This window comes from Nocardia sp. NPDC004260 (assembly GCF_053603155.1).
The window spans coordinates 195,240-221,022 of the sequence record NZ_JBSGEZ010000003.1; the positions used below are offsets into that span (position 1 = coordinate 195,240).

At 69.8% G+C, this 25,783-nt stretch carries 24 protein-coding genes; 15 read left to right on the forward strand and 9 right to left on the reverse strand.

Translation table 11 applies throughout. From position 1 onward, the window contains the following. The first annotated feature begins 112 nt into the window (after positions 1–112). Positions 113–2,170 (forward strand): NAD(+) synthase, encoded by a 2,058-nt coding sequence (locus tag ACWEO7_RS03890; protein ID WP_452420526.1) that lies wholly within the window; start codon positions 113–115, stop codon positions 2,168–2,170. A gap of 59 nt (positions 2,171–2,229) precedes the next feature. Next, positions 2,230–2,904 carry a suppressor of fused domain protein gene (locus tag ACWEO7_RS03895; protein WP_452420528.1) on the forward strand — a complete coding sequence of 225 codons (675 nt, stop codon included), beginning with the start codon at positions 2,230–2,232 and terminating at the stop codon, positions 2,902–2,904. Here the strand turns inward: ACWEO7_RS03895 and ACWEO7_RS03900 are convergent, their stop codons facing one another. The 7 genes from ACWEO7_RS03900 to ACWEO7_RS03930 all read right to left on the reverse strand — a co-directional run bounded on the left by ACWEO7_RS03900 (position 2,905) and on the right by ACWEO7_RS03930 (position 8,212). Then, complete coding sequence (locus tag ACWEO7_RS03900; RefSeq protein WP_452420530.1) at positions 2,905–3,141, reverse strand: hypothetical protein; 237 nt, start codon at positions 3,139–3,141, stop codon at positions 2,905–2,907. A 5-nt stretch (positions 3,142–3,146) separates the two neighbouring features. Further along, positions 3,147–3,872 (reverse strand): Clp protease N-terminal domain-containing protein, encoded by a 726-nt coding sequence (locus ACWEO7_RS03905; protein WP_450015517.1) that lies wholly within the window; start codon positions 3,870–3,872, stop codon positions 3,147–3,149. 55 nt (positions 3,873–3,927) lie between these two features. Continuing rightward, entirely contained in the window at positions 3,928–5,016 is a 1,089-nt protein-coding gene (locus ACWEO7_RS03910; RefSeq protein WP_452420532.1) for an NAD(P)/FAD-dependent oxidoreductase, read from the reverse strand. A gap of 83 nt (positions 5,017–5,099) precedes the next feature. Next, the gene (locus ACWEO7_RS03915) at positions 5,100–6,029 is read right to left on the reverse strand and encodes an RNA polymerase sigma-70 factor (protein ID WP_452420534.1); all 930 of its coding nucleotides are present in this window, start codon (positions 6,027–6,029) and stop codon (positions 5,100–5,102) included. Positions 6,030–6,163: 134 nt separating this feature from the next. After that, the gene (locus ACWEO7_RS03920) at positions 6,164–7,108 is read right to left on the reverse strand and encodes a CDP-alcohol phosphatidyltransferase family protein (RefSeq protein ID WP_452420536.1); all 945 of its coding nucleotides are present in this window, start codon (positions 7,106–7,108) and stop codon (positions 6,164–6,166) included. After that, positions 7,108–7,836, reverse strand: coding sequence for a phosphatidylserine decarboxylase (locus ACWEO7_RS03925; RefSeq protein ID WP_452420538.1), 729 nt, complete (start codon positions 7,834–7,836; stop codon positions 7,108–7,110). The genes ACWEO7_RS03920 and ACWEO7_RS03925 overlap by 1 nt, the downstream gene beginning before the upstream one ends. 103 nt (positions 7,837–7,939) lie before the next feature. Further along, the gene (locus tag ACWEO7_RS03930; RefSeq protein WP_280478319.1) at positions 7,940–8,212 is read right to left on the reverse strand and encodes a GlsB/YeaQ/YmgE family stress response membrane protein; all 273 of its coding nucleotides are present in this window, start codon (positions 8,210–8,212) and stop codon (positions 7,940–7,942) included. A gap of 219 nt (positions 8,213–8,431) precedes the next feature. Here ACWEO7_RS03930 and ACWEO7_RS03935 point away from each other — a divergent pair, with 219 nt between their 5' ends. After that, positions 8,432–9,460 (forward strand): beta-ketoacyl-ACP synthase III, encoded by a 1,029-nt coding sequence (locus ACWEO7_RS03935; RefSeq protein WP_452420540.1) that lies wholly within the window; start codon positions 8,432–8,434, stop codon positions 9,458–9,460. 75 nt (positions 9,461–9,535) lie between these two features. On the opposite strand, the gene ACWEO7_RS03940 is transcribed toward ACWEO7_RS03935, so the two are convergent. Beyond that, positions 9,536–9,991: an SRPBCC family protein gene (locus tag ACWEO7_RS03940; RefSeq protein WP_452420541.1), complete on the reverse strand. Its 456-nt coding sequence runs from the start codon at positions 9,989–9,991 to the stop codon at positions 9,536–9,538. Positions 9,992–10,453: 462 nt separating this feature from the next. Here ACWEO7_RS03940 and ACWEO7_RS03945 point away from each other — a divergent pair, with 462 nt between their 5' ends. From ACWEO7_RS03945 to mnhG, 12 genes are all read left to right on the forward strand, one after another. Continuing rightward, positions 10,454–12,121, forward strand: coding sequence for an FAD-dependent oxidoreductase (locus ACWEO7_RS03945; protein WP_452420543.1), 1,668 nt, complete (start codon positions 10,454–10,456; stop codon positions 12,119–12,121). A 14-nt stretch (positions 12,122–12,135) separates the two neighbouring features. Beyond that, a complete protein-coding gene (locus ACWEO7_RS03950) occupies positions 12,136–13,626 on the forward strand; it encodes an ATP-binding protein (protein ID WP_450015498.1) in 1,491 nt (496 codons plus the stop codon). Continuing rightward, positions 13,623–13,976 (forward strand): UBP-type zinc finger domain-containing protein, encoded by a 354-nt coding sequence (locus ACWEO7_RS03955; RefSeq protein WP_452420545.1) that lies wholly within the window; start codon positions 13,623–13,625, stop codon positions 13,974–13,976. Before ACWEO7_RS03950 ends, ACWEO7_RS03955 begins: the two co-directional genes overlap by 4 nt. 73 nt (positions 13,977–14,049) lie before the next feature. After that, positions 14,050–14,484: a hypothetical protein gene (locus tag ACWEO7_RS03960; protein WP_452420547.1), complete on the forward strand. Its 435-nt coding sequence runs from the start codon at positions 14,050–14,052 to the stop codon at positions 14,482–14,484. 75 nt (positions 14,485–14,559) lie between these two features. Continuing rightward, the gene (locus tag ACWEO7_RS03965) at positions 14,560–16,824 is read left to right on the forward strand and encodes an AAA family ATPase (RefSeq protein WP_452420549.1); all 2,265 of its coding nucleotides are present in this window, start codon (positions 14,560–14,562) and stop codon (positions 16,822–16,824) included. A gap of 131 nt (positions 16,825–16,955) precedes the next feature. Continuing rightward, on the forward strand, positions 16,956–18,257 hold the full coding sequence (locus ACWEO7_RS03970; RefSeq protein WP_452420550.1) for a hypothetical protein: 1,302 nt from the start codon (positions 16,956–16,958) through the stop codon (positions 18,255–18,257). 110 nt (positions 18,258–18,367) lie between these two features. Beyond that, complete coding sequence (locus ACWEO7_RS03975) at positions 18,368–21,268, forward strand: Na+/H+ antiporter subunit A (protein WP_452420552.1); 2,901 nt, start codon at positions 18,368–18,370, stop codon at positions 21,266–21,268. Next, complete coding sequence (locus ACWEO7_RS03980; RefSeq protein WP_452420554.1) at positions 21,265–21,642, forward strand: Na(+)/H(+) antiporter subunit C; 378 nt, start codon at positions 21,265–21,267, stop codon at positions 21,640–21,642. Before ACWEO7_RS03975 ends, ACWEO7_RS03980 begins: the two co-directional genes overlap by 4 nt. Further along, complete coding sequence (locus ACWEO7_RS03985; RefSeq protein ID WP_452420556.1) at positions 21,639–23,243, forward strand: Na+/H+ antiporter subunit D; 1,605 nt, start codon at positions 21,639–21,641, stop codon at positions 23,241–23,243. The genes ACWEO7_RS03980 and ACWEO7_RS03985 overlap by 4 nt, the downstream gene beginning before the upstream one ends. Next, the gene (locus ACWEO7_RS03990) at positions 23,240–23,806 is read left to right on the forward strand and encodes a Na+/H+ antiporter subunit E (RefSeq protein WP_452420557.1); all 567 of its coding nucleotides are present in this window, start codon (positions 23,240–23,242) and stop codon (positions 23,804–23,806) included. The genes ACWEO7_RS03985 and ACWEO7_RS03990 overlap by 4 nt, the downstream gene beginning before the upstream one ends. Beyond that, a complete protein-coding gene (locus ACWEO7_RS03995) occupies positions 23,803–24,063 on the forward strand; it encodes a monovalent cation/H+ antiporter complex subunit F (protein WP_356962749.1) in 261 nt (86 codons plus the stop codon). Before ACWEO7_RS03990 ends, ACWEO7_RS03995 begins: the two co-directional genes overlap by 4 nt. Continuing rightward, positions 24,060–24,395 (forward strand): monovalent cation/H(+) antiporter subunit G, encoded by a 336-nt coding sequence (mnhG, locus tag ACWEO7_RS04000; protein WP_452420559.1) that lies wholly within the window; start codon positions 24,060–24,062, stop codon positions 24,393–24,395. The genes ACWEO7_RS03995 and mnhG overlap by 4 nt, the downstream gene beginning before the upstream one ends. Positions 24,396–24,409: 14 nt before the next feature. Here the strand turns inward: mnhG and ACWEO7_RS04005 are convergent, their stop codons facing one another. Continuing rightward, positions 24,410–25,768: a DUF5933 domain-containing protein gene (locus ACWEO7_RS04005; RefSeq protein ID WP_452420561.1), complete on the reverse strand. Its 1,359-nt coding sequence runs from the start codon at positions 25,766–25,768 to the stop codon at positions 24,410–24,412. Between the last annotated feature and the right edge of the window lie 15 nt (positions 25,769–25,783).

Here is a 25,783-nt window from a genome sequence, read left to right on the forward strand (position 1 = left end):
GGTCACAGCACCCCTCCTGGGAACAGGGGGGACTAGGCACCGCGCCGAGGCGGCCGGGGCGGCGTAGATTCCGGGTAGACCATGATCAACCTCAGCCCGGAAGGGGACGCGGGTGGACGACCTGCCGTTCGATTCGCTCTACCGGCACGGCTTCGCCCGGGTGGCGGTCGCGGTACCCCGGGTCCGGGTGGCCGACCCCGCCTACAACGTGGAACAGACCGTCGAGCTGGCCGCACAGGCCGCGGCGGCCGGGGCGGTGCTCACGGTGTTCCCCGAGCTGGGCCTCTCCTCCTACACCGCCGACGACCTGTTCCACCAGGACGCGCTGGACTCGGCGGTGGGGGCGGCGCTCGCCAGAGTGGTCGCGGCGAGCACGGACATCGACACGGTGCTCGTGGTGGGCGCGCCGCTGCGGGTCCACCATCGGTTGTTCAACTGCGCGATCGCGATCTGCCGGGGCATCGTGCTCGGCGTGGCGCCGAAGAGCTACCTGCCGAACTATCGGGAGTTCTACGAGAAGCGTCAGTTCGCGGCGGCGCGGGAGGCGCTGGAGGATCACGTCACCGTCGCCGGGCACCGGGCGCCGTTCGGATCCGACCTGTTGTTCCGCGCGAGCAATCTGGACGACTTCGTCTTCCACCTGGAGATCTGTGAGGACGGCTGGGTTCCCTTGCCGCCCAGCGGCTTCGCCGCGCTGGCCGGGGCGACCGTGCTGATCAACCTGTCCGCGAGCAACATCGTGATCGGCAAGGCGGACTACCGGCGGTCGCTGTGCACCTCGCATTCGGCGCGCTATCTCGCGGCGTACCTGTACTCCGCCGCGGGGACCGGCGAGTCGACCACCGACCTCGCCTGGGACGGCCAGGCGCTGATCTGCGAGAACGGCGACCTGCTCGCGGAGGGCGAGCGGTTCTCCGATCATCCTCAGCTGGTCACCGCCGACCTGGACCTGCGCCGCCTCGCCGCGGACCGGCTGCGCACCACCAGCTTCGCCGACAACGTGCACGACCACCGCGACCGGCTGACCTCGCTGCGGCACATCGACGTGCGGCTGCCCGTCCCCGAGGCCCCGGTCGCGCTGGAGCGCGAGCTCGCGCGCTTCCCCTACGTCCCCGCCGACCCCGCCTTGCGCAACGAGCGCTGCGCCGAGGTGCACCACATCCAGGTGGAGGGCTTGAGCACGCGATTGCGCGCCACCGGCACGCAGCGCGTGGTGATCGGGGTCTCCGGCGGCTTGGACTCCACGCAGGCGCTGATCGTGGCGGCCAAGACGATGGACCGGCTCGGCCTGCCCCGGGAGAACGTCCTCGCCTACACCATGCCCGGCTTCGCGACCAGCACCAGGACCAGGACCGACGCGCACCGCCTGATGGCCGCCCTCGGCGTCACGGCGCGCGAGATCGACATCACCCCATCGGCCACGCAGATGCTGCGCGACATCGGCCATCCAGCCGCCGACGGCGCGCCGGTGTACGACATCACCTACGAGAACGTGCAGGCGGGCGAGCGGACCTCGCACTTGTTCCGGCTGGCCAATATGCACGGCGCGCTGGTGGTCGGCACCGGCGACCTCAGCGAACTCGCGCTGGGCTGGTGCACGTTCGGCGTCGGCGACCACATGGCGCACTACAGTGTGAACGCGTCGGTGCCCAAGACGCTGATCAAGTACCTGATCGCCTGGGCGGTGGACACCGAGCAGTTCGGCGCCGAAGCGAACGAGGTGCTCTCTTCGATCCTGCGCACCGAGATCTCGCCGGAGCTGATTCCGCACGAGGACTCCTCCGCGCCGGCCCAGAGTTCCGAGGCGACCGTCGGCCCGTACGAATTGCAGGACTTCCACCTCTACTACCTGTTGCGCTTCGGCTACCTGCCCAGCCGCATCGCCTACCTGGCCTGGCACGCCTGGTCCGATCCGGCGACCGGCCGCTGGCCCGATCTGGTCCCCGCCGACCAGCGCAACGCCTACGACCTCGCCACCGTCAAGCACTGGCTGGGCGAGTTCCTGCGCCGCTTCGTGCAGACCAGCCAGTTCAAGCGCTCGACGCTGCCGAACGCGCCGAAGGTCGGCTCCGGCGGCTCGCTCTCGCCGCGCGGCGACTGGCGCGCGCCGAGCGACGCGTCCGCGGCTGCCTGGCTGGACGAGCTCGCCCGCAACGTGCCGGATGCCTGACCGGCGCGGTGTCCGACGCCCCGGATAGGGCCCGACGCACCCCTGCCTATGGTGGCTGCGTGAGTGAGAGATCCGGCTGGGATGCCATCGATGGTGCGTTGCGGCCGCTGTACGGCGACATCGAACCCTTCCATTGGGCCTCCGACCACCCGTGGTCGCTGGGCGGGTCCGACCCTCTCGACGGGATCAGCGCCTACTCCCGCACCGATCCGGTGCCGCACTGGCACTACGTCAGTTATGGGATGACCGAGCTGTACGAGAAGGAGTGGGACAACCCGGCGGAGTCCGGCTGGGGCTTCGAGTTCACCTTCCGCTTGGCGCGCGGGCCCGAGGACACCGAACCGCCCGCCTGGCCGACGAACTTCATGCAGAACCTCGCCCACTACGTCTTCCAGTCCGGCAAGTGGTTCGAACCGGGGCACACCATCAAGACGAACGGGCCGATCGCGGCCGGCCACGCGGACTGCACCAATCACGCGGTCTGCTTCACGACGGACCCGGAACTGGGCGCCATCGACAGCCAGCACGGCCGCGTGTCGTTCCTGCAGATCGTCGGGTTGACCATGCGGGAATACCGTGCGGCGCAAGGCGGGCGCGCCCTCGCACTGCTCGCCGAGCTGGAACCGCGACTACCCCTTTTCATCACCGACATCCACCGCGAGCCGTTGGTTCCCGAGCCGAAGCCGCAAGCCCTCTGGCCCCGATGGGGCGGCGGTCTGGCCGGACGAGGGTGATCACGCCGCCCGCGTCGCGTGGTGTGCGACCGGAACGGCCGGGTGTGGTCCGCGGATACCGGCTCCCCGCGTGCGCAGCGCCCGGCGATGGCGCGCCCGCGCGGCGTGCGCGCACCGCAATCCGTTGACGACGTTGCGAATCTCCTGCGCGGCAACCGATCGCCGGGCCACGCCGATCACCAGCAAGAGCACCGCGAGGGCGAGCGCGGTCCGCGCACGGAACTTCCCGTCGCCCATCGGAATCAGGACTTCTCGGTCTTGATAACCGCGAGCAGCTCGCCCAGATGCGCTTCGGCGCTCGCCTTGTCGACGCCGAGATCACTGAGCAGACCGGCGCCGTTCTCCTGTTCCAGCAGCGCCAGCAGCATGTGCTCGGTGCCGATGTAGTTGTGCCCCAGCCGAAGCGCCTCACGGAAGGTGAGTTCCAGGACCTTCTTGGCCTCCGCGCCGAACGGGATCAGCGCGGGGACGTCCCCCTCGGCCTGCGGCAACGACGCGGAAGCGGCGGCGGAGATCACGTCGACGGACACGCCTTGGTGGAGGAGTTCGTGCACCGCGAGACCTTGGGGTTCGGTGAGCAACCCCAGCACCATGTGCCCGAGGGAGATCTCCCGGTTGCCCGCGGTACGCGCGGCCTCCTGCGCCGCCATCACGACCGCCCGCGCTCGCGGTGTGAAACGGGCGAAGCCCGCGTTCGGGTCCATGGCCGCCGCGGCGGCCGGATCGGGCACCTTGGGCACGAACCGCTTCTGCGCGGCCTGCTTGGTGACGCCCATGCTGGCGCCGATATCGGTCCACGAGGCGCCGGAGCGCCGGGCTTGGTCCACGAAGTGGCCGATCAGGTGGTCGGCCACTTCACCCAGGTGATTCGCCACGACGACGGCATCGGACAGTTGTTCGAGCACATTGTCGGGGCGGGCTTTCTTGATGCCGTCGATCAGGTCGTCGAGGCGGAGTTGTTCGGTCATGCGTCAACCATAAGTTGACGACGACTCACCGTCAACCGTTAGTTGACGATTCGATTCACGGGCGCGCCGACCAGGCCGCGCCGCGCACGATGCGTTCCTTCACCCATGCGGCCGTGCGTCCGGTCAGCACCGTCCTGGCCGGTGCGTCGTCGGCGCGCACCGCCTGGACGACCCCATCTCCGCGGCCCAGGCTGAGGCACTGGAGCACATAGCGGAACCGCAGCTCCTTCGGCTCACGACCGCGCATCCGGGCGACGGCGGCGTCCGCCGCGTGCTTGCCGGTCGGCAGCGCGGTGGCACACGCCATGCGCAGTTCGCGTCCGCCCGGCCCCGCGACCACGGCGGCGTCACCTGCGGCGAAAACGTCCGGGTGCGACACCGAACGCAAGGTGGCGTCGGTGCGCACCCGACCGTCGGAATCCACCGCCAGACCGGAGCGGGCGGCGAGGTCGGGCACCCGGAAGCCGGTGGTCCACACCGTCGCGGCGGCCGCCACCAGTGATCCGTCAGCCAAGCGCGGCCCCTCGGCCGTCACCTCGATCACCTTGGCGCCGGACCGGATCTCGACTCCGAGTCGCTCCAGCGTCCGCGTGATGTGCGCCTGCGCCCGCGCCGACAGCCAGGCGCCCGGCTCCTCCGATCCGAGCAGCACCACCCGGGACTCCGGATGCGATTCGGCCAGTTCCGCCGCCAGCTCGATGCCGGTGGCGCCGGCGCCGACGATCGCCACCGGTCCGCCCGCCAGGGCCAGACCGCGCACGTCTTCCTGCGTGGCGACCGAAAAGGCGTGTTCGGCGACGCCGGGAACGCTCGCGAGATCGGCGACGCTACCGAGGGCGTAGATCAAAGTGTCGTAATCGAGCGCGGGCGCACTGTCGAGCACCACCCGACGCGCGACCGTATCGATCTCCGTCGCCAGGGCCTGCACGAAGCCGATGCCCTTGCTTTCCAGTGTCTCCCGCAGATCCCATGCCGCGATCCGCTGCCCGGCCGCCTGCTGATGCAGCCGTACCCGCTCGACGAAGGACGCGTGCGCGTCCACCACGGTGATCCGAGCGTCCCGCGCCGTGCGAGCGAGCCTGCGGGCCGCCGCCAGTCCCGCGTACCCCGCGCCGAGAACGACGATCCGATGCTGTCCGGTCATTGCTGAGGCTCCTTTCGATCGGCCCATCAACACTCAGACCGGACAGGGCCCCGATCCCTGACACACCGGTGTCGTGAAGCGCGTCACAGCGGACGGCGAAGCCGGTCCGGCAGTGTGCCCACCGCGTCACCCGACCCGCTCGCCCCGGCGAAATAGGCGAGCTTGTCCGGATTCACGATCAACCGCAGCGCGGTGACCGCGCCGTCGGCCACGTCCACCGCGACCACGACCAGCGGCGCACCGTCCACCCGCGCGACCGCGGCGGGCGCGCCGTTGACCTCCTCCACGACCAGCCGCATGCCGGGCACCTCCCAGCGCAGGAGCCCGACGAGGTACCGCGCCACCCGCGCCGCGCCCTGCACGGGGCGTCGCGCCGCGTTCACCTTGCCGCCGCCGTCGGCCGTCGCGCTCACGTCGGCGGCGAGCATCCGCTCCAGCGACGCGACGTCGCCGTCGCGCGCCGCCTTCATGAACCGCTCGATCAACTCGCGGGCATGGTCGGGCGTGATACCGAAGCGGGGGCGACCCTCTCGTACGCGCAGGGCCGCCCTGCGGAAGATCTGCTGCGAGTTCGTCTCGGTGATGTCGAGCATGTCGGCGATCTCGCGGTGCGCGTATCCGAACGCCTCGCGCAGCACGAACACCCCGCGTTCGATCGGGGTCAGCCGCTCCAGCGCGGTCAGCAGCGCGAGCGAGACCTGTTCGCGCTCCTCGACGGTCTCCAGCGGTCCGAGCTCGCCGCGCGCGGTCGGCACCGGTTCGGGCAGCCACGGCCCCACGTAGCTCTCCCGCCGGGCCCGCGCCGAAACCAGCCAGGTGCGGCACAGATTCACCAGCGCGGTGGTCAACCAGGCCTCGGCGGAGCGGATACCGCCGCGGTCGGCGCCGTCCCAGCGCAGATAGGTCTCCTGCACCGCGTCCTCGGCCTCGCTCGCCGAGCCGAGCATCCGATAAGCGAGCGCGAACAAGCGCGGTCGATGCCCCTCGAATTCCCGCAAACCGTCCGGCTCCATACGCACCTTCCTCCACCCGCCCGACGGAATGACCGTACCGCTCCCAGCGCAGCGCGCGGAGGTGCCGGTGCGCCGATCCGGCGACACGGCGCAGTGGCACGGCGGACCGGAAGCGACCGCTCCGGAAGCCGCCGCTAGAACTCAGCGCGCGGCGGCCCATCACCGTTCTGGCGTTGCTTCGCCCCAGGTCGGCGCAGCCGCAGACGGGCCGAGCCGCGGATCGCCGGACGCGGGATGGCCGGACGCGGAATCGCCGGACGACGGATGGCGGTCAGCCGCCGGTCCGCCCGTCGTTGCGCACGCCGCTCGGCGGGTTTGTGCGTCCAGGTCTCCGGACGCGCGGCCACCCAGCGCTGGGAATGCCAGGCGAACGGGATGTGGCCCAGATACAACGCGACCAGCACCAGCAGCAGCACGATCGGATACGTGACCAGCGCCGCGGCGGCGAGCGCGACCAGCACCAGCAGCCCGGCCGCGGCCTGCGGCGCCACCGACACCGATTTCATGGCCAGCGTCGGGATGGTGCTGACGCACAGCGCGGCCGAGAACACCGCCCACGCCGCCACCTCGTAGAAGCCGACCCACCAGCCGTCGCCGAACTGCACGAACAAGGCCACCGGCACCATCGCGATGAGCGCGCCCGCCGGAGCGGGCACACCGACGAAGTACTCCCGCGACCAATCCGGCCGGGTGTCGTCGTCCATCAAGGTGTTGAACCGGGCCAGGCGCAGCACGATGCTGACGGCGAACAGCAGCGCGACGATCCAGCCGACGCTGTTGCTGCTGAGCAGGGTCACGTACAGCACCAACGCGGGGGCGACCCCGAAGGAGATGGCATCCGACAACGAGTCCAGCTCGGCGCCCATCTTCGTGGTGGCGTCGAGCATTCTGGCCAGCCTGCCGTCGAGGGTGTCCAGCACGGCCGCCGCGCCGATCATGGCCAGCGCGATACCGAGTTTGCCGTCGAGGCCGAATTTCACCGCCGACAGCCCGGAGCACAGCGCCAGGATGGTGACGATGCTGGGCAGCAGCCGGATGGGCCGCCGCCTGCGCCGCTGGGTGGGTACCGCCGCTTCCATCACGCGTCAGCGGATGTGCCGAGCACGGCGAGCACTGTCTCGCCGCCGATGGTGCGCTGGCCGGGCTGCACGAGCAGTTCGGTGCCCGCCGGGAAGTAGGTGTCGACCCGCGAGCCGAAGCGGATCAGACCGTAGGTGTCGGCGATGGTCAGCACGTCGCCGACCTGGGCGTCGCAGACGATCCGGCGCGCGAGCAGCCCGGCGATCTGCACCACGACGACCTGGTCGCCCTCCGGCGTCTGGAGCACCATGCTGTTGCGCTCGTTCACCGAGCTCGCCTCGGGCAGGTCGGCGGAGCGGAATTGGCCGGGCTGGTGCAGCACGGTGCGCACGACGCCGGAGACCGGTGTGCGCTGCACGTGGACGTCCAACACGGACAGGAAGATGCTCACGCGCGGCAGCGGCGCGTCGCCGAGACCCAGCTCGGCGGGGGGAGCGGCCGTGTCGACCAAGGCGATCTCGCCATCCGCCGGGGCGACAACGACGCCCGGCCGGTTCGGCGGCACGCGATGCGGGTGACGGAAGAAGGTCGCACAGGCCGCAGCGGCGAAGAGTCCGGTGCGCCGCACCCATTTGCGCTTGCCGCCGACTACGGCGACCGCCAAGGGTGCGGCGACGAACGGAAGCCCGGCGGGATGCAACGGAGGGATCGCGTTGCGGACCAGATCGACGACGTGGCCGACTCCGGTGCGTTCAGGCGTGCCGGGCGGGGTGGGACGGCGGGCCACAGGCTCCTCTTTCGTGCTCGATGCAGACGGTTTGCGCCATATCGACGATAGGACCGGCGCAAGCGTTCACACCTTACGGGAAAGGAGCCTGTGGCACTCGGGGTCAGGACCTGACTCGGGCGCCGGTGACCAGTCGAACCAGGAACAAAAGGATGACCGCGCCACCCAGGCAGGTGAAGAAGCTGAACCACAGGCCGCCGCCTTCGACGTCGACTCCCAGCACCTTCAGCAGGAACCCGCCGAGCAGGCCGCCGATCACCCCGACGACGATATTGAGCAGAATGCCCTGTTGAGCATCTGTCTTCATGATCTTGCTCGCTATCCAGCCGGCAAGACCGCCGATGATGATCCATCCGATAATCCCGAGACCGAGCATTTTGTCCTCGCATTCAGTTGGGCCACGCCTCGTGCAGCAGTGGCGTGCTTCGATGTGATACCCACCGATTGTCGGAATACGCGCGGCAGATGAGCGACTTTCAAGCTAATATGAGGAAGCCTCATGTCTGTTCGCCAATGGACAGTGGCTGATGAGGGACCGATTTCGATGCTTCGGGGCACCCCCGGCGGCGTCGCCGCAGGTACATAGGAGACGCAGATGGCTGCTCGAATCGCCCAGACCACCGGCGCTGAGCACACGGCGATCCTCGGGCTCGGCGTTTACCGCCCTGCTCGAGTGGTCACCAACGACGAGGTGGCCGGCCCGATCAACTCCAGCGACGAGTGGATCAGGACCAGGTCGGGAATCAGAACCCGCCGGTTCGCCGACGAGTCCGAGACGATCCAGAGCATGAGCGTCGCGGCCGCGCGCGGCGCGCTGGAATCCTCCGGTATCGCGGTCGACCAAGTCGATTGCGTGATCGTTGCTACATCCACCCACCTGTTGCTGACGCCGGCCGCCGCCCCGCGCATCGCCACCGAACTCGGCATGAACGGCTCCGCCGCCTTCGACGTCTCGGCCGGGTGCGCGGGCTTTTGCCACTCGATCGCGCTGGCGTCGGATCTGGTCCGGGCGGGCACCGCTTCGCACGTCCTCGTGATCGGCGTGGAGAAGCTGACGAACACGGTCAACCCGAAGGACCGTTCCACCGCCTTCCTCTTCGCCGACGGCGCGGGCGCGGTGATCGTCGGCCCCTCCGACGAACCGGGCATCGGCCCCACCGTTTGGGGATCGGACGGTACCCAGCACCACGCCATCCGGCAGGACAAGGACTGGATGGAGTTCTTCCACGAGATCGACGAGAAGGGCTTGGACGCGGTGCGGCCCTATCTGGCCATGGAGGGCACCGCGGTGTTCCGGTGGGCCGCGCACTCGCTGGAGAAGGTGTGCCGCGACGCCATCGACCGCGCGGGCCTGTCCCCCGAGGACCTGGACGCGATGATCCCGCACCAGGCCAACGGCCGGATCATCGAGATCATGGCCAGGGTGCTGAAGCTGCCCGAGCACTGCGCGCTCGCCAACGACATCGAGGAGGCGGGCAACACCTCGGCCGCCTCGATCCCGCTGGCCATGGAGGCGCTGCTGCGCAAGGGTGAGTCCAAGCCGGGCGACACCGCGCTGCTCATCGCGTTCGGCGCAGGCCTGTCCTACGCGGCTCAGGTCGTGACCCTGCCGAACTGGAAGTGACGCTGCACTCGCCGCAGCCGGGTCACCACATCTCGTGGACCGGCCGCGGCGAGCACCGCGCGCGGCGCCCCGCGCTCAGGCGCCGGCTTCGACCGCCGCTTTGACCTTGCCCAGCGTCTCGTTCATGCCGCGCACCAACGCCTCCTCGAACGGGATCTCGCCGCCGAGCGCGGCCTCGATCGCCTTGCGGGAGAACCAGGTGGTGCCGTTGGGCACGTCCCGCCGCTCGACCAGCCGCGTGCCGGACTCGGTCGGCTCCAAGGTGTAGCTCCACACCGTCCGGTTCTCGGTGATCCGGAACGCGAACGCCTGGTTCGGCTCGAACCGCACGATGCGGGACGTGGTCGGCCAGAATTTCTTGCCGTCGCGATTGAGGTTCAACGTCCAGGTGCCCGCCGCGAGGGAGCCGAGCGGCACCATGCGCACGCACTGCGGACTGAACTCCCGCATCCGCTTCAGATCGGCGATCACCGCCCACACCTGCTCCGGGGGCGCGGAGATGTCGATGCTGGCTTCGAGATTTTTCGGCAACGCTGCCTCCGGGATACGAGCGACGGACCGACGACCATCCGTCCGAGCGCGATGTGACGAGTCGCGCACATTTTAAACGCGCCGACAGTTGCGTCACATTTTCGCTACTCGCGCACCGGCCGGTGTAATGATCGGCGCACAATAACGGATACATGAAGCACAGACACCGCCTCCAACATTTCGGCGTCCCAACGTGAGGTGATCGGCCGTGAAACTGCGCTCCCTGCTCCATCGTCGACCAGCGGACCCGGTTCCGCTGCTTCCCGCCATCGCCCCCGAGGACGGGCGAAAAGCGCACGGCGCGTCGGTCTTTCCGCCACGTAGTGTTCGCGGGGCCGCACAGGAAGAACGCTTGGAGCGTCTGCTCACCCCGCGTGAGCTCGATATCGTCTTGCACCATCGGCTCTGAGCCCTCGGCGAACGCCCACGACAGACCGCGCCGCGAGGCTCCATACTCGACAGGTGACTTCACCCGCTGCCACGAAACCGGCCATCCTGAGCGTCGACGACGACCCGGGCGTCTCCCGGGCGGTCGTCCGCGACCTGCGCCGCCGCTACGGCGCCGATTACCGGATTCTGCGCGCGGAATCGGGTCCGCAGGCCCTGGACGCGCTGCGTGAGATGAAGCTGCGCGGGCAGCCGGTCGCCGTGTTGATCGCCGACTATCGGATGCCGGGCATGGACGGCATCGAATTCCTCGAGCAGGCGATGGACCTGCACCCCTACGCGCGCCGCGTGCTGCTGACCGCCTACGCCGACACCAATGCCGCGATCGACGCGATCAACGTCATCGACCTCGACCACTATCTGCTCAAACCGTGGGACCCGCCGGAGGAGAAGCTCTATCCCGTGCTCGACGGGCTGCTCGACGCGTGGCGCAGCAGCGAGCATCGGCCCGTCACCGAGACCAAGGTGGTCGGCAATCGCTGGTCGCCGCGGTCGTCGCAGGTGCGGGAATTCCTCGCCCGCAACCAGCTCCCCTACCGGTGGTACCTGGCCGACGAGCCCGAGGGCGCGCGCCTGCTGGAAGCGGCGGGCGCCGACCCCGAGCGCTGTCCGGTGGTGATCACTTCCGCGGGCGACGCGCTCGTGCAGCCCACCGACAGCGAACTGGCCCAGAACGTCGGCCTGACCGTCGACCCGGCGGGCGAGTTCTACGACCTGATCGTGGTGGGCGGCGGTCCCGCCGGTCTCGGCGCGGCGGTCTACGGTGCGTCCGAGGGGCTGCGCACCGTGCTCGTGGAGCGGACCGCCACCGGCGGCCAAGCGGGGCAGAGCTCGCGCATCGAGAACTATCTCGGCTTCCCCGACGGCTTGTCGGGGGCGCAGCTTGCCGACCGGGCCCGGCGGCAGGCGGCGAAATTCGGCGCCGAAGTGATCACCACGCGCGAGGTGGTGGGGCTGGAGGTGAACGGGTCCGCGCGCACCGTGCGGTTCGCCGACGGCGGCAAACTGTGCGCGCACACCGTGATCATCGCGACCGGCGTCGACTACCGCCGCCACCCGGCTCGGGGCGTCGACGACTTCACCGGGCGCGGCGTCTACTACGGATCGGCGATGACCGAAGCGTCCGAGTGCGCCGATCACGAGGTCTACATCGTCGGCGGGGCGAACTCCGCCGGTCAGGCCGCGGTGTTCCTGTCCCGCAACGCGCGCACCGTGCACCTGGTGGTCCGGGCCGATTCGCTGGAACAGTCCATGTCGCACTACCTCATCCAGCAGATCGCGCAGATCGCGAACATCGAGGTGCACACCAACACCGAGGTGATCGCCGCCGACGGTGACGATCACCTGCAGCAGATCGTGCTCCGCAACAACAAGTCCGGCGCCGAGGAGAAGGCCGACGCGGAGCGGCTGTTCCTGTTCATCGGCGCGGCGCCGCAGACCGATTGGCTCGACGGCGTCGTCATCCGTGACGGCGCCGGTTACGTGCTCGCCGGGCCCGACCTGATGGTCGAGAGCGCGCGCCCCGCGGGCTGGGAGCTATCCCGGCCACCGCATCACCTCGAAACCAGCGTGCCCGGCGTGTTCGTGGCGGGCGACGTGCACGCCGAGTCGGCCAAGCGCGTCGCCTCCGCCGTCGGCGAGGGCGCCATGGCCGTCATGCTCGTGCACCGCTATCTCGCGTAACCAGGAGGCCGCAGATGACTTCGAACCAGACCGCGGACCGCAGCAGCAGGTCGGTGTGCGACCCCGCCGAGCTGCGCACCCTGTTCCTGTTCGAGAAGCTGAACGACGAGCAGCTGGAATGGCTGTGCGCCGACGGCCGGATCGAGACGATCGAACCCGGTGTCGTCTTCCGCGAAGGCGAACCGGCCACCTGTTTCTACGTCTTGATGGATGGCGAGCTGATCCTCACCAAGCAGTCCGGCGGCGCGGAGATCGAATTGGTACGCACCGAGCATCACGGCGCCTACGCGGGCGCTTGGATGTCCTACATCGGCGACAAGGTCGACCAGACCTACAGCGGGACGATGCAGGTGACGCGGCCGACGCGGTTCTTCGTGCTGGACGCCGAGATCTTCGCCCGGATGATGCACGAGTGGTTCCCGATGGCCGTGCACCTGCTCGAAGGGGTGTTCTTCGGCAACCGCAACACCAACGCGCGCATCGGTGAGCGCGAACGACTGCTCGCGCTGGGTTCGCTGTCGGCGGGCCTCACCCACGAGCTCAACAACCCGGCCGCCGCCGCGGTGCGCGCCACCGCGGGCCTGCGCGAGCGGGTCGCGGGCATGCGGCACAAGCTCGCCATGATGGCGGAGGGCAAGTTCGATCCGTCGTCCCTGGGTTCCTTGGTGCGCCTGCAGGAGGAGGCCGCCGCCCAGGTCGCGAAGGCACCGGAGCTGACGCCGCTGGAAGCCGCCGATCGCGAGGACGTGCTCGGCGAATGGCTGGAGGACCACGGGATCACCGACGGCTGGAACCTCGCGCCGAACTTCGTGCAGGCCGGGTTCGACACCGACTGGCTGGAGCGGGTGGCCGCCACCCTGGACGGCTCACCGGAGCAGGTGTTCCAAGGGGCCATCCGCTGGCTGAACTACACCATCGAGACCGAGCTGCTGATGAACGAGATCGCCGACTCGACGACGCGCATCTCCGCGCTGGTCGGCGCCGCGAAGCAGTACTCGCAGATGGACCGCGCCCCGTTCCAGGTGGTCGACATCCACGAGCTGCTGGACAGCACCTTGGTGATGCTCAGCCGCAAGATCGGCGACGGCGTGCACGTGGTCAAGGAGTACGACCGGACGCTGCCGGAAGTGCCGTGCTACGCGGCAGAACTCAACCAGGTGTGGACCAATCTCATCGACAACGCGGTGTACGCGATGAACGGCGAGGGCACGCTGACCATTCGCACCAGGAAAGAGAACGACTGCGCGGTCGTGGAGATCGGCGACACCGGGCCGGGCATCGCGCCGGAGGCCCGCAACCGGATCTTCGAGCCGTTCTTCACCACCAAGCCGATGGGCGAGGGCACCGGACTGGGTCTGGACATCTCGTTCCGCATCGTGGTCAAGAAACACAACGGCGACATCAGGGTGGACTCGGAGCCGGGCGACACCAGGTTCACCGTCTGGCTGCCGCTGCACCGCCCAGAACAGGATCAAGCCGGAACCGACACGGAAGGGCAATCATGACCGAGCAGCTCGCGGGCATCGATCCCACGGTACCGCCCAGTGGGCCGGGTTGCGTGGAGTGCGAGCAGCACTCCGGCTGGTGGGTGCATCTGCGCCGGTGCGCCCAGTGCGGGCATATCGGCTGCTGTGACACCTCCCCCGCGCAGCACGCCTCCGCGCACGCCAAGAGCACCGGTCACCCGTTCATCCAGAGCTTCGAGCCGGGTGAGGACTGGTACTACAACTTCGAAACCGAAGAGATGTTCAGCGGCGGACCGGAATTGGCGCCACCGCACAGTCATCCCGTCGATCAGGGCGTCCCCGGCCCGCGTGAGCGGGTTCCCGCGGATTGGCAGGCATACATCCACTGACGCCGCCGGAACCGGTACGCTGCTGCCGACGCCGGGGCCTCCGGCGCCACGATCCACCCGGGAAAGCATCGGTATGAAACGAACTTCCGCCATCGTCCTGATCGCCGGGACGGTCGGTTTCCTGCTGGCAGGCTGCGGCGGAGGGGACGAGTCCACCGACGCGAACGGATTGCGCCAGGGCTCCGCGACCGCGGCCGCCTCGGCCGCCCGCACGACGACCGCTCCCGGCACCGCGACGCCGAGCGGCCCGGCGGATACGGACGCCCCCACCACGACGAAGCAGCGCGACCCCGCGCTCGGTCCGGCGTCGAGCACCACCTGCGGTGAGTTCCGCAAGCTCGACACCGACGAAGAGAAGGTCCTGATCGAGCAGATCCTGGCGGAGAACCCGGGCGGCCCGTTCGACGGCAGCCCGAACGTCGCGCTGGGCACGGCCAAACTGGTGTGCCTGGCGCCGAGCGTCGCCGACAAGTCGGTCGCGACCGCCGCGGGACTCGTCAAGAAATAGCCGAAAGCGTCGTCGTCCACCATTCCCGGACGGCGGACCGTGACCGAACGCGGGGCCGCACGGCAGAATGGCACAGTGGCAGAACTGGCACTCACCGCCCGTCTGAACCCTTCGGCCGCCGATGCCCGGCGCGGGGTGGTCCGGCTGCATCCGGAGGCGCTGACCGCGCTGGGGTTGCGGGAATGGGACGGAATCATGCTGGTCGGCTCCCGGCGCACGGCCGCGGTGGTCGGCGTCGCGCGCCAAGGCACGCCCGCCGGGGTAGCCCTGCTCGACGACGTCACGCTGTCCAACGCCGGGCTGCGCGAGGATGCGACGGTGGTGGTCTCCCCCGCGACCGTCTACGGCGCGAAACAGATCACGGTGAGCGGTTCGGTGCACGCCACCCGCACGATCCCGGCCGCGACACTGCGGCAGGCGCTGCTGGGGAAGGTCGTCACCGTCGGTGACGCGGTCTCCCTGCTGCCGCGCGATCTCGGCCCCGACATCAGCTCCACGGCGGCCACCCAGGCACTGTCGCGCACCTTCGGCATCGCCTGGACCACGGAATTGCTCACCGTCACCGGCACCGATCCGCGCGGGCCGGTGAGCGTGCAACCGAATACCGCGGTGAGCTGGGGCGCGGGCGCGGTCGCCGCGCGGGACGCCGCCGATCTGGCCTGGGCCGGAACTCCGATCCCGGTGGGCGAAGCCTCGCGGGCCGCCACCGAAGCCGCCGCGTTCGACACGGCCGCGGGTAACAACGGCGCCGCGATGGTCCGGGCCACGGCAGCCGTCGACATGCAGAGCGTCTCGGTCGAAGTTCTGGCGGGCGGGCGCAGCCAGGCCGCGAAACTCGAGGAGTGGCTCAGCCTGGCGTTGGACGAGCCCGAGCTGTTGCGCACGCTGGGCGCACGACCTCATCTCGGCGTGCTGATCACCGGCCCGGCCGGCGTCGGCAAAGCCACGCTGGCACGCGCGGTCGCGGGATCGCGGCGCCTGGTGGAGCTGGACGGCCCCAGCATCGGCGCGGCCGAGAGCGGTGCGCGGCTGCGCCAGGTCGCCGAGGCGGTGGCCGATATCGGCTGCGGCAGGGGCGGCGTCCTGCTGATCACCGACATCGACGCGCTGCTGCCCGCCGACCCCGAACCCGTCGCCACACTCATCCTCGACCAGCTGCGCGCCGCGATCGCGGGTCCCTGCGTCGCGTTCCTGGCGACCACCGCGCACCCGGCAGGCATCGACCAGCGTCTGCGCGCCCCCGACCTGTGCGATCGCGAACTCGCGCTGCCGCTGCCCACCGCGGGCGTGCGCAAGGCGCTGCTGGAGTACCTGCTGCGCCGGGTGCCGACCGCGGAGCTGGAACTCGACGAGATCGCCTCGCGCACGCCCGGATTCGTGGTGTCCGATCTGGCGGCGCTGTGCCGGGAGGCGGCGTTGCGCGCGGCGTCGCGGGCCAGGGAACACGGCGAGCCGCAGCTCACCCAATCCGACCTGCTCGGCGCGCTCGAGGTCATCCGGCCGCTGTCCCGCTCGGGCATGGAGGAACTCGCCATCGGCAGCCTGAGCCTCGACGACGTCGGCGATATGGCGGAAACCAAGCAGTCGCTCACCGAGGCGGTGCTGTGGCCGCTGAAGCACCCGGACTCCTTCGCCCGCCTCGGCATCGAGCCGCCGCGCGGGGTGCTGCTCTACGGCCCGCCCGGCTGCGGCAAGACCTTCCTGGTGCGCGCGCTGGCCGGTACCGGTCAGCTCAGCGTGCACGCGGTCAAGGGCGCCGAACTGCTGGACCGGTGGGTCGGCTCGTCGGAGCGGGCGGTGCGCGAATTGTTCCAGCGGGCGCGGGATTCCGCACCCTCGCTGATCTTCCTCGATGAGGTGGACGCACTGGCCCCGCGCCGCGGCCAGAGCGCGGACGCGGGCGTGGGCGATCGGGTGGTCGCGGCGCTGCTCACCGAACTCGACGGCGTGGAGCCGCTACGCGACGTGGTGGTGCTGGGCGCGACCAACCGGCCGGAGCTGATCGATCCGGCGCTGCTGCGCCCGGGCAGGCTCGAACGGCTGGTGTTCGTGCCGCCGCCGGACGCCGCCGCCCGTCGGGAGATCCTGCGCACCGCGGGCCGTGCGGTGCCGCTGGCCGACGATGTCGACCTCGACGCGCTCGCGGAGGAACTGGACGGCTACTCCGCTGCCGACTGCGCCGCGCTGCTGCGCGAGTCCGCGCTCGCGGCGATGCGCCGGGACGTACACGCGGCCGACGTCACCGCCGCCGATGTGCTGGCCGCCAAGACGGTGGTGCGACCCTCGCTGGATCCATCGCAGATCGACACACTGCGCCGCTACGCGGACAGCCGCGGGTAGGTCACGCGCGACCCGGTTCGGACAATCTCCGGCAATCCGGCTCTTGTTGCCTTTTTCGCGCGGGAAACATTTTCGGGCGAATCATCGGCAATCACAAGATCACGTCATCACCACGGGTATGTTCGACAACCGTGCGCAGGGTCGGCGACATTGTCGACGCGACCACGGCCTTCACCGGAGCCGCGGTCGCGGGCGTGACGCTGTTCCTGCCGGTCACCGTCAATACACAGGGACAAGCCACGTCGTACCGGATCGCCGGGCTGCTCAACAGCGTGCCGCGCAGCGCGGCGCTGGGCGTGATCGTCGCCGTGGCGGTCGCCGTGCTGGTCGCCACCACCTCGCGACCGCTGACCGGGTGGGCGACGGCCACCGCCGCCGCGCTGGCGCAGCTGATCAACCACTTCACCGGACGCCACGTGGCCACGGCCGAGATGCTGACCACGCAGAACTACATCGACTCGATCTGCGCCGCCGTGCTGCTCGGCGCGCTCGGCGCGGTGGTGCTGCGCAGACCGCTGCCCGCCGCGGCATTCGCGGTCGGCGGCGTCGGCTTCTTCGGCTTCGGCGATCTTGCCGACCTGCTGAACATCAACGCGGATCCGTACGCCGTCCTGGAGACCCCGACGCGCTGGATGATCGGCGTGTCCCTGGCCCTGCTGGTGCTCAGCACCCTGCACAACTGGAAGCGCACCGAGGAGACCAAGACCTCGCACATGGCGATCGCGCTGCCGGTGACGCCGATCCTCGCCGCCATGGTGCTCGCACTGGTGATCCTGGCCGGCACCGAATGGCTTGGCCGCCAGTACACCAAACTGCCGGGGGAGAGTCACGCGGTCGAGATCGTCATCGTCGTCGCGGCGACGATCGTCAGCGCGACCGCGGCCGCCATGCTGCTGCCCGGCCGCGACGGCACCGGCGTGTACCTGGCCGTGAGCCTGACCGCGGCGGTCGACGCGGTCGGCTACGCGGTGCGGCCCGGCTGGACCGCGCCGGTGCTCATCGCGCTGACCGCGGCCGGACTCGTCATCGGCGCCCGGATGCCATCGACCGCCCTCGCCATCCTGCTGCTGCTGGGCATCACGGTCTTCGCCCTCGTCACCTCGACGTCCGCGAGCACCATCGCCTACGCGGTGATCAGCGGGGTCATAGCGTTGACCGCGGGGTACTGCTGCGGCACGGCGCGTCCGCACTACGCGCCGAGCGGGGTGCTCGCGCTCAGCGCGCTGTATCTGCCGTCGGCGGTCTCGGTGATGCCGGACCGGATGAAGGACTGGCGCGAGGACGTGGCGGCGCACGACGCGACCCTGGGCGCCACCGCGCTCGCCATCGTCATCGGCAGCGCCATCGGGCTCGTCATGCTGCGTAAATTGCGGCCACGCAGCAGGCCGCAAACAAAAGGGCAACCAGAGAGCGAATCATTAGCGGACATATAGCTTCGGTTCGGGCGGATGACGGACACCATATTCAGCCCTTCCACGGAAAAAGCACGCTTTCCGTAGGCTTGTGCCGGACACCCCGCCGCCCCTACCCGACGGAGTGAAGTTTGCTCGCGATCCTGCTCGTTCATGCCGCGGCCGCCCTGGTGGCTCCGCTGTGGGTGCGGGCACTGGGGCGCAACGCTTTCTTTCTGCTGGCTGTGGTCCCGCTCGGCGGCTTCGCCTGGGTTGTCGCGAATTGGTCCGAGCCGCAGCGAGTTCGGCTGACCTGGGCGCCGAGCATCGCCCTGAACATCGATCTGCGCTTCGACACCCTCGCGGCGGTATTGTGCGCGCTCGTACTGGGCATCGGGGCGCTGGTGCTGATCTACTGCGCCCGGTACTTCGAGAACGACGAGCCGCGGCTCGGGGTGTTCGCCGCCGAGCTGGTCGCGTTCGCCGGCGCCATGTTCGGGCTGGTCACCAGCGACAACATGCTCCTGCTCTATGTGTTCTGGGAAGCGACAACGGTGCTGTCGTTCTTGCTGATCGGTCACAACGCCGAGCAGGCGGCCAGCCGAAGGGCCGCGATCCAGGCGCTGCTGGTGACCGGGGCGGGCGGACTGGCGATGCTGACGGGCATCGTCGTGCTCGGCACCGTGAACGGCAGCTATCTGCTGTCGGATCTCCTTTCCGGGACCAACCCGAGCGGGACCGCGGTGAATGTCGCGGTGGCCCTGATCCTGGTGGGAGCGCTCACCAAATCCGCCGTGGTGCCCTTGCATTTCTGGCTGCCCGGCGCGATGGCCGCACCGACCCCGGTGAGCGCGTACCTGCATGCCGCGGCGATGGTGAAAGCCGGCGTGTACCTGATCGCGCGCCTGGCGCCGGCGTTCGCGCAGAACCCCGTGTGGCATCCGCTGGTGCTGACCCTCGGCCTCGCCTCGATGCTGCTGGCCGGGCTGCGCTCGCTCCAGGTGGTGGATCTGAAACTGATACTGGCCTTCGGCACGGTGAGCCAGCTGGGATTCCTGATCGTGCTGGTCGGCATCGGCACACCCGATGCGGCGCTGGCCGGGGTCGCGCTGATCGTCGCGCACGCGCTGTTCAAGGCGTGCCTGTTCCTGGTGGTCGGGATCATCGACCACGGTGCGGGCACGCGCGATCTGCGCCGCTTGTCCGGGCTCGGCCGTCGGGCTCCCGTGCTGTGCGCCACCGCGGTCCTGGCCGCGCTCAGCATGGCGGGCATTCCGCCGCTGCTCGGCTTCGTCGGCAAAGAAAGCGCGCTGAACGCCGTACTGGACGCGGACGTGCTCACCGCGCCCGTACGCGGCGCGGTGTTCACCGGAGTGGTGCTCGGCTCGATGCTGACCGTCGGCTACAGCATCAGGTTCGTCTGGGGCGCTTTCGCGGACAAGGACCGCGGGCCGGAACCCGCGGCAGGCGCCACGCCCGTCGCCCACCACCCGAGCGAAGTACCCGTCGCCGAAGATCAGCCGGAAGCCGAAGGCCGTCTCCGCTGGCATCCGCCAGGAGCTCTGTTCCTCGCGGCACCGGTGATCCTCGCCGTCGCGAGCCTCGTGGCCGGTCTCGCCCCGTCCTGGCTCGACGCACGATTGCGCCCCTACGCCGAAACGCTGGCCGCGGTTCCGTCGCATCTGGCGCTGTGGCACGGTTTCGATGCCGCGCTCGCGTCGACACTGCTGATCGTCGCGGTCGGCGTAGTGCTGTGGCGGCTGGGCGGCCGCTTCGCCGAATCGGCGCACCCGCGCCTCGGCAACGCCGACCGCGCCTACGACGCCACGCTGCGCGCGATGGACACCCTCTCGCTGCGGATGACCGGCGCGGTGCAGCGCGGGTCGCTGCCGCTGAGCCAAGCCGTGATCCTGGTCACGCTCATCGTCCTGCCGACCATCCTGCTCGCCCTCGGCACCCGAACCGGAGTCACGCTGCGGTTGTGGGATTCGCCGCTGCAAGCGGCCATCGGCGCGATCATGTCGGTGAGCGCGCTCGCCGCGACGGTGCTGCGCAACCGGCTCGCGAGCGTGCTGGTCGTCGGGGTGACCGGATACGGCAGCGGCGTCATCTTCGCGCTGCACGGCGCGCCCGACCTCGCGCTCACCCAATTCCTGGTGGAGACGCTCACCCTGGTCATCTTCGTGCTGGTGCTGCGCGCTTTTCCCGCGACGATCGAGCCGAGCCGGACGGCCGCGTTCAAGTTGCGCAGAGCGGTTCTGGCCGTCGGGACCGGGACGGTGGTCGCGGTCCTGGCCGGGTTCGCCGTGGCGGCCCGCACCGCCGAACCCGTCTGGCTCAGAATTCCCGATGCCGCCTACGAATTCGGCGGCGGGAAGAACGCCGTCAACGTCCTGCTCGTCGACCTGCGGGCGTGGGACACCCTCGGTGAGATCTCGGTGCTCGTCGTCGCCGCGACCGGGGTGGCCTCTCTGGTATTCCGCAGCAGGCGTTTCGGTAGCGCGCCGCGCGCGACGGACTCCCCCGACTACGATCCGGAGCTGGTCAGCTGGCTGCCCGCGGGCCGATTGGTGGCTCGGGCCGAACGCTCGATGGTTCTGCAGATCACCACGCGGCTGGTGTTCCCGACCATCATGGTGCTGTCGGTCTACTTCTTCTTCTCCGGCCACAACGCGCCCGGCGGCGGGTTCGCGGGCGGGCTCACCGCTGGGCTCGCGCTGACCCTGCGGTACCTCGCGGGCGGCCGCTACGAATTGGGTGAGGCACTGCCCGTCGACGCGGGTCACATCCTCGGCGCCGGCCTGACCTTGGCCGCGGGCACCGCCGTGTCGTCGCTGCTGCTCGGCGCGCCGCCGCTGTCCTCGGCGATCATCGAGGTTTCGCTGCCGGTGATCGGGCACGTCAAGGTGGTCACCGCGCTGCTGTTCGATCTCGGCGTCTACCTCATCGTGGTCGGCCTGGTGCTGGACGTGCTGCGCAGTCTCGGCGCACGCCTGGACAGCGAGCTGGCCGACGCCGAGACCCCCTCGGCGAACGGAGGTTCCGCGACGTGACCGCGAATCTGACCCTGCTGGTGCTGATCGGCATCCTCGTCGCGTGCGGGGTGTACCTGCTCCTGGAACGCGCGGTGTCGAAGATGCTGCTCGGGCTGATCCTGTTCGGCAACGCGGTGAACCTGCTGATCCTCACCGCTGGCGGCGGTCGCGGCAAACCGCCCATCCGCGGTACGGCCGACACCGAGGAGATGGCCGACCCGCTCGCCCAGGCGATGCTGCTCACCGCCATCGTGATCACCATGGGCATCGCGGCATTCGTGCTCGCCCTCGCCTACCGCGCCTACATGCTCACCACCAGCGACGACGTCGCCAACGACCAAGAGGACATGGATGTCGCCCGGCGTCGCGCCGGAGAGGACCCGGAGACGTGAGCCTATCGCCTGGCCTGCTGCCGGTCCTCACGCCGCTGCCGGTGCTCGTCCCCCTGCTCGGCGCGGCGGCCACGCTCGTCTTCGGCCGCAGGCCGCGCATCCAGAGCGCGGTCAGCGTCGGGGCGCTCACCGCTGTCGTGGTGATCTGCGGGTTACTGCTGTTCCTGGTCGACCGGGACGGCACCACCGCGTTGCAGGTGGGCGACTGGGCAGCGCCGATCGGCATCACGCTGGTGGTGGACCGGTTGTCGGCGGCGATGCTGCTGGTCTCGTCCATCGTGCTGCTGTCGGTCAACCTCTACGGCGCGGGCCAGAACATCCGCGACGGCGACGAGCGGCAGCCCACCTCGATCTACCGGCCCACGTATCTGGTGCTCACCGCCGGTGTTTCGGCCGCGTTCCTCGCCGGTGACCTGTTCAACCTCTTCGTCGGCTTCGAGATCCTGCTCGCGGCGTCGTTCGTGCTGCTCACCGTGGGCGCGACCACCGAACGCATCCGCGCGGGCGTGGCCTACGTGATGGTCTCGTCGGTCTCGTCGCTGATCTTCCTCGCCGGCATCGGGCTCACCTACGCGGCCACCGGAACGCTGAATCTCGCCCAGCTCGCGGTCCGGTTCGGCGCCGTGCCGGAGGGCACGCGCACGGCGATCTTCGCAGTGCTGCTGGTGGCGTTCGGTATCAAGGCGGCCGTATTCCCGCTGTCGAACTGGCTGCCCGACTCCTATCCGGCCGCCCCGGCGCCGGTCACCGCCGTGTTCGCCGGTCTGCTCACCAAAGTCGGCGTGTACGCGATCATCCGGACCCACTCGCTGCTGTTCCCCGACGGCGGCTTCGACTCGGTGCTGCTGGTGGCGGGCCTGCTCACCATGCTCATCGGCATCCTCGGCGCCATCGCGCAGAGCGACATCCGCCGTCTGCTGTCGTTCACGCTGGTCAGTCACATCGGATACATGGTGTTCGGCGTCGGCCTCGCCAACGCGGCCGGGCTGTCGGGCGCGGTGTTCTACGTGGCGCACCACATTCTGGTGCAGACCACGCTGTTCCTGGTGGCGGGCCTGATCGAGCGGCAAGCCGGATCCACCTCGCTGCGCAGGCTGGGCGGGCTCGCCGCGGCCAGCCCGCTGCTGGCCGTGCTGTTCCTCGTCCCAGCGCTGAATCTCGGTGGGATACCGCCGTTCTCCGGGTTCATCGGCAAGGTCGCGCTGTTGCGGGCGGGCGCCGAACGCGGCAGCGTGCTGGCCTGGGTGCTGGTCGGCGGCGCGGTGCTCACCAGCCTGCTCACGCTCTACACCGTCGCCAGGGTATGGAGCAAAGCGTTCTGGCGGCCCCGCGAGGACGCGCCGGAGGGCCATATCACCGCGGCGAAACCGCCGACGCTGATCGAGGAAGCGACCGACGTGCACTACGACGAGCGCACCGATCCCGGCCGCATGCCGCCGCTGATGGTGCTGTCCACCGCGGCGCTGGTTACGGTGGGGCTGTGCCTGACGGTGCTGGCCGGGCCGATCCTCACGATCGCCGACCGCGCTGCGGTAGACCTGCGCGATCCCGGCGTGTACATCGGTGCGGTGTTGGGCGAATCGCCGGGAAGCCCACGATGAGCGCCGAGCGGGGCCGGGGGCGCGACACCACCGTCCGCGTCGGCATCCTCGTGTGGCTCACCGTGGTCTGGCTGGCCCTGTGGGGCGATCCGAGCATCGCGAATGTCCTGGGCGGGCTGGCGGTCGCCGCGCTGATCATGGTGGCGCTGCCGCTGCCGCGCGTGCCGGTGTCCGGGCGGCTGAACCCGTTTCCCCTGCCCGAACTGATCGTGGCGAGCGCGTATTACGCGCTGGAGTCGAGTCTTCAGGTCGCCTGGCTCGCGATCCGCCCGAAGCAGACCCCGGTGTCGGGCGTGCTGCGCGTGTACTCCGGCACGCGATCGGATCTGGTGCTGGTGCTGTGGGCCGACCTGCTCAACCTGATCCCCGGCACCATGGTGCTGGAGATCGATCGTCGGCGCTGCGTCGTCTACGTGCACGTTCTCGATGTCGGCAGCGATGCGGCGGTGGACAAGTTCTTCCGGACCACCCGGCGGCTGGAACGCCTACTGATCGAAACCTTCGAACGCCCGACCGGATGGCCGTACTCCCGGCCGCCTTCGCCCCCGGAGGTGACATCGTGACCGTCGTCGCCGTCCTCGCCGCCGTCATCCTGACCGCGGCGGCGCTGATCACCACGTATCGCGTCGTCATGGGACCGAGCACGCTGGACCGGGTGGTCGGCATCGACTCGCTGATCGCCATCGCCGCCTCCGGGCTGGCCGTCTGGGCGGCCTACAGCGCCGATACCACCGTGGTGCCCGCGATCGTCGCGCTGGCGCTGGTCGGGTTCCTCGGCTCGGCCGCGGTGTCCCGATTCCGGGTGCGGGACGACACATGAACCTTTGGCACGTGCTCGCGGGCACCCTGATCCTGTTCGGCTCGACGCTGGCGCTCACGGCGGCGATCGGGATCGTGCGCTTTCCCGACACGCTGACCCGGATGCACGCCGCCACCAAGCCACAGGTCATCGGGCTGATCCTGGTGCTGGCGGGCGCCGCGATCCAGCTGGGCGGACACGGCAACGTCTGGATGCTGGTGCTGGTCGGGCTGTTCACCCTGCTGACCGCCCCGGTGATCGCCCACCTGATCGGCCGCACCGCCTACCGCGAGCAGCGCCACCGCGACGGCCTGTTGCGTGTCAACGAGATGCGTGACGACGACCTCGACTAGCGGCGTGACCGGCCTCAGCGCGCGACGGGCTCGACCTCGCGGACGGCCTGCTCCGGCTGCCGCGCGGTCGCGAACCACGTCGCGTGGAACGCCGCGGCCAGTCCGGCCAGCAGCCCGAGCACGACCGTGCCCGCGAGCACCGGATACTCGGCCATCGGCACGGCGAGGTATCGGTAGGACAGCAGCAGCGTGGCCAGCACGACCGCACCGGAGCCGACCAGCCGGATCCGGAACCATCCCCAGCCGCGCTCCGGGGCGCGCAGCGCCGATTCGACGGTGAGGCACAGCACCGCGCCCGCGACCAGGTCGACGCCGTAGTGGTAGCCGAACCCGAGGGTGGCGGTGAGGGTGGCCAGCAGCCAGAACGCGCCGCCCCAGCGCAGCCAGCGTGGAGCAGGCTCGCCGTCGCCGTCGCGGCGGGTGTGCAGGAATACCGACAGCGCCCAAGCGGTGTGCATCGAGGGCATGCAGTTGCGCGGAACCGCCGCGTCGAACGGCAGCGGCAGCGGGTTGCGATCGATCGGCGGAACGACCCCCGGCCAGTAGTTGCCCAATTGCAGCCCGTTGCCGTCCGGGCCGTACGCGAACATCGGGCCGACCACCGGGAAGAGGACGTACACCAAGGGACCGATCAAGCCGAGCACCAGGAAGGTGCGCACCAGGTAATGCGACGGCCACCGGCCCGACGACACCACTCGGCGCAGCTGCCACACGGCCACGACGATCGCCGCCACGGGCAGCTCGATGTAGACCCAGTGCAGCACCGCGTAGACCACCGGCCCGAGCGTGTCCACCGCCCGCCCGAGCACCCACGACGGATCGCCCAGCGCATGGTCGGCGAGGATCACGTATTCGTCGAGCACCGTCGGTCTGCCGATCACGGTGACGTGCAACCAGACATCGCCGACCTTGGTGGCCAGGACGAGCAGCGCGCCGAGCGCGGCTGCGTGCAGCGCGTCCCGCCGTTCGGTTCCGGACCAGCGCAGCCAGGCCACCAGCGCCAAGCCGGTCAGCACGATCACGGGGCCGTTCCCGATCGCGAACGGCTCTCCCGCCAGCAAGCGGACACCGGCCCACGCCACATCGATGGCAGCCGCGACACCCACCGCGACCAGCCTGCGACGGGCCGAAACGCCCACCAGCGCAAGGACCAGTCCGGCCCACGGCACCGACATCGATTTCGGTGTGCCGATGTAGTCCCGCCCCAAGCTTTCCAGGGGGCCTTCGAATCCCTGCCAGATGGCGACGCCCTGCAACACGATCAGCAGGACCGGCACCGCGGCCACCGCCGCGACGACCCGGATCCGAGTTCGCGGTACGCGACGGCGCTCGACCGCGCTTCCTGCTCTGGACCCCGGGTATTCGACAAGCATCCGACCATAGTAAAC